At 65.0% G+C, this 3942-nt stretch carries 5 protein-coding genes; 4 read left to right on the top strand and 1 reads right to left on the bottom strand.

All coding sequences use genetic code 11. From position 1 onward, the window contains the following. The 4 genes from JOZ79_RS06435 to JOZ79_RS06420 all read left to right on the top strand — a co-directional run. Positions 1-1456: DUF87 domain-containing protein (locus JOZ79_RS06435; RefSeq protein WP_294072190.1), on the top strand; the 1456-nt coding region annotated here is incomplete at its 5' end. A gap of 91 nt (positions 1457-1547) precedes the next feature. Beyond that, entirely contained in the window at positions 1548-1811 is a 264-nt protein-coding gene (locus JOZ79_RS06430) for a hypothetical protein (protein WP_294072189.1), read from the top strand. Positions 1812-1863: 52 nt separating this feature from the next. Further along, positions 1864-2583: a Crp/Fnr family transcriptional regulator gene (locus tag JOZ79_RS06425; RefSeq protein ID WP_294072187.1), complete on the top strand. Its 720-nt coding sequence runs from the start codon at positions 1864-1866 to the stop codon at positions 2581-2583. 228 nt (positions 2584-2811) lie between these two features. Next, the gene (locus JOZ79_RS06420) at positions 2812-3492 is read left to right on the top strand and encodes a hypothetical protein (protein WP_294072185.1); all 681 of its coding nucleotides are present in this window, start codon (positions 2812-2814) and stop codon (positions 3490-3492) included. Here JOZ79_RS06420 and JOZ79_RS06415 read toward each other — a convergent pair. Then, positions 3467-3942: M23 family metallopeptidase (locus JOZ79_RS06415; RefSeq protein ID WP_294072182.1), on the bottom strand; the 476-nt coding region annotated here is incomplete at its 5' end. The two genes, JOZ79_RS06420 and JOZ79_RS06415, sit on opposite strands and share 26 nt — an antisense overlap.

The following is a 3942-nucleotide window of genomic DNA, read 5'->3' as shown; positions in this document are numbered from 1 at the left end:
GGTCAAAATGGTGGTCGGCAACGCCTGGTTGATCGCCAACGTCCGCACGCTGAAGGCCGGCTCGGGGGGAGAGCTGCTCGCCTTCGTCGACTTCCTCGGCGAGGGAACGCGTGATTCGACCGGCCGGATGACCAACTTCCGCCGCGGCGTGACGCGCTACCCGATTCCGGGCGCTGAGGTTTCGGCGGTGACTACCGAGGACATGCGCGCCATCTTCGCCGCCAGCGACGAACCGCACATCGAGATCGGCACGGTCTATCCGACCGACGACATCCGCGGCGCGCTATACGTCGACCCGATGCTCGGGAAGCACTTCGCGGTTCTGGGATCGACCGGTACTGGTAAGTCGACCTCGGTCGCCCTGATCCTTCACCGCATCTCGCAGCTTTCGCCCGAGGGCCACATCGTGATGATCGACCCGCACGGCGAATATTCGGCGGCGTTCAAGGGCTGCGGCGAGCTGTTCAACGTTGACAATCTGCAGCTCCCCTACTGGCTGATGAACTTTGAGGAGCATTGCGAAGTGCTCCTGACGACGCACGGCGCCGAGCGTCAGCGCGACGCCGACATCCTCGCCAAGATCCTGCTGGCCGCCCGCACCAAGGGCAAGGACATGAGCCAGTACGGCAAGGTCACCGTCGACTCGCCGATCCCGTACCTGCTGACCGATCTTCACACGATCCTGGTCAATGAGATGGGCAAGCTCGACCGCGCCGGCGACACGCTTCCGTTCCAGCGCCTGAAGACCAAGCTCGAAGAGCTCCGCGCCGACCCGCGCTACACCTTCATGTTCTCGGGGATGCTGGTGTCGGACTCGATGGGCAGCTTCCTCGCCCGCCTGTTCCGCCTGCCCAGCCAGGGCCGGCCGATCTCGATCGTCGATGTCTCGGGCGTTCCGTCCGAGATTACGTCGGTCGTCGTGTCCGTGCTCGCCCGCATGGTGTTCGACTATGCGATCTGGTCGCGGACCGAAGCGCAGCGGCCGCTGCTGCTCGTCTGCGAGGAGGCGCATCGCTACGTCCCCAAGGACGAGAATGCGAATGGCCAGGCGGTCCGCAAGATCCTCGAGCGCATTGCCAAGGAAGGCCGTAAGTACGGCGTCTCGCTCGGCCTGATCACGCAGCGTCCGTCCGACCTTGCCGAGGGCGTGCTGTCGCAGTGCGGCACCATCGTCTCGATGCGCTTGAACAACGACCGCGACCAGGCCTGCGTCCGCGCCGCGATGCCGGAAGGCGCTCGCGGCTTCCTCGACGCCATTCCGGCGCTCCGCAACCGCGAATGCATCGTTTGCGGCGAAGGTGTCGCGATCCCGATCCGCGTTCGCTTCGACGACCTCGAGCCCGAGAAGCGCCCGGCCTCGTCCGACCCGAGCTTCGCCCGCCTGTGGCGCGAGACCGGCGACGAGGAAGGCATCATCCAGCGCACGATCAAGCGCTGGAGAGGGCACGGTCGCTAAGGCGCCGTCGGCCGTCGAGCCTCAGCCAGTCGAGCGCCGCCCCTTAACATAAGTAAGGAGCCTCCTGATCGCGCCCTGCTAGCGCGCTGGAATGCCCACATATTCGATCCGGCTGACCAACAGCGAATTTCAGTCGCAGGACGAGCCCAGCGACTATCCCAGCCTGGACGAAGCGATCCGCGGCGCGCTCGGCTCAGCGGTGGACGTCGCGCGTTGCATGGTCAGTGACAAAGGCGAGGCTTCGGTCACGATCGAAGCCTGCATCCTCGAAGCGGAGAAGGTCGTCGCCCGCCGCATCGTGACCATCAGCGCGATTCTGCCCGATGACGCCGGAGCACCACCGACCAGCGACTGAACAGCCGTGGGGAACCCTTGGGCCCGAACATCCTTATCCTTCCAGGCGACCAATGATCGATGCTTTTCTCCGAAAGCTCCGCGCCCGCGACGATCTCCTGCCCGGCGAGGAAGACGTGCTGCGGCGCGCGGTCGGCGAGACGCGGCGCGTGCCAGCGCACCGCACGATCATCCGCGCCTGGGAGCCCGTGCGCCAGAGCACGCTCCTGCTCTCGGGCTGGACCGCTCGGGCCAAGGACCTCGAAAGCGGTGAGCGCCAGATCACCGAGATCAACCTCGTCGGCGACTTCATCGACCTGCACAGTTTCACGCTGAAGGAGCTGGACCACGACGTCGTCGCGCTGACCGATTGCGAGCTGGCCTGCGTGCCGCACGAAGCCATTCGCGAGATCACCGAGAAATTCCCCCATTTGGCGCGGCTCATGTGGCTGGTCACCAATCTCGACGCCGCCATCCATCGAGAGTGGATGCTGTCGATGGGACGCCGGTCCGCGCTGGCCCGCGTCGCCCATCTGTTCTGCGAACTTCTCGTCCGGCTTCAGGTCGCCGGCTGCGCGGGAGAGGACGATTATGCCTTCCCCCTCACGCAGATCCAGGTCGCGGACTGCCTCGGACTGACCTCGGTGCATGTCAACCGCACTCTCCAGGAATTGCGCAAGCGCGGCCTCGTCGAGCTTCGCAACCGGCACGTGCGGCTTCCCGATCTCGGCGAATTGCAACGCCTCGCGCAATTCGATCCCGGCTACCTCTATCCGCGGAAGCAGGCGCGCTAGCCCGTCGCGGCGTCGCCACCGAACGGCCGGTTCCAGTTCTGCAACATGACAAAGCGCGCAGCATCCCCGCATGCCGGCAACAGCAATTGCGCGTGAGCGACAGCTTGGGCATGCTCGCCTCCTTTGAGTCGTCGGGGGGCCGTCGTCTTGTTCTTACGCATCGTCAGTGGAGTTCTCGCGCTCGGCCTTCTGACTGCATCAGCCAGCGGCCAGAGGCTGAAGCCGGAGGTGCGCACCGACAGCCGCATCCCGCATCCCGTGGAGCATTATTCTCCCGAACGCGCGCAGCAGATCGTTCACAACTTCGCCTCCTGCTTGGTCAAGCGGCGGCGCGCCCTTGCATCCGCCTACATTCTTGATCGAACCAGTCTCAGTTTCGACAAATATCAAAAGCTGGCGGATTCGGGTTGCGCCGAGGACGCATTTACCGATGCAAACTCGGACGCGGACGTCGTCGAGCTGGGAATGGGCGGCGACGCGATTCGATTCGCGCTCGCCGAAGCATTGCTCGCAACGGAGATCGACACGATCAACCCGGCGCATCTGTCCGGGGCGGCGCAACTTCCCGTTCCCCCGATCCTGCCGTGGAGCGCACGGCAGGGATCGGCCCAGGTCCGGGAGAAAGCCATGGCCGACGATCAGGCCATGATCCTCTGGTACAAATTTGGCGATTGCGTAGTCCGGGACAATCCCTTGGCATCGAGGACCGTTTTGCGATCTGCCCTTGGCTCGACCGATGAAGCTGCGGCGATGCAAGCGCTGATGCCGGATTTCAATTCATGCGTGGTCAAGGGAACGCAACTCTCGTTGAACCGCGTATCGCTGCACGGGGCGCTGGCGCTGGCTTACTACTCGCTGGCGCACGCACCGGCAGCCGCAACGACTAAACCCGCTTTGTCCCAACGCTGAGGAGCGCCTGCAGCCGCGCCTTGACGGCATTGATCAGGCCGGGATCGCTCGTCGGCGCCGACGCGAAGTGGACCGACAGCGGATTGACCGGCGCGCCGTTCTGGCGGACCTCGAAATGAACGTGCGGCCCGGTCGACAAGCCGCTCGACCCGACATAGCCGATCAGCTGGCCGGCGCGGACAAAGCTGCCCGGCGCGGCGACAATCTCGCTCATGTGGCCGTAGAGGCTGGTAATTCCGCCGGCATGGGCGATCTGCACTTCGCGGCCGTATCCGCCAGCCCAGCCCGCGGCAACGATCCGGCCGTCGCCCGCGGCGACGATCGGGCTTCCCCAGCTCGCGCCGATGTCGAGACCGGCATGGAAGCGCACGTAGTGCAGGATCGGGTGATAGCGATTGCCGAAATAGGAGGTGATGTGACCGCCGGCGACCGGCATCATCAGTCCGCTTT

Origin of the sequence: Sphingomonas sp., assembly GCF_019242355.1 — a bacterium.
GTDB lineage: Bacteria > Pseudomonadota > Alphaproteobacteria > Sphingomonadales > Sphingomonadaceae > Sphingomicrobium.
The sequence above is the reverse complement of the archived record's forward strand: the minus strand, read 5'-3'. Positions and strand labels throughout refer to the sequence as shown.

What these genes read in the sequence shown, in the direction of transcription:
- JOZ79_RS06425 (WP_294072187.1), top strand. Translation starts at nt 1,864, where the DNA reads ATGATCGATGCTTTTCTCCGAAAGCTCCGCGCCCGCGACGATCTCCTG.
- JOZ79_RS06430 (WP_294072189.1), top strand. Translation starts at nt 1,548, where the DNA reads ATGCCCACATATTCGATCCGGCTGACCAACAGCGAATTTCAGTCGCAG.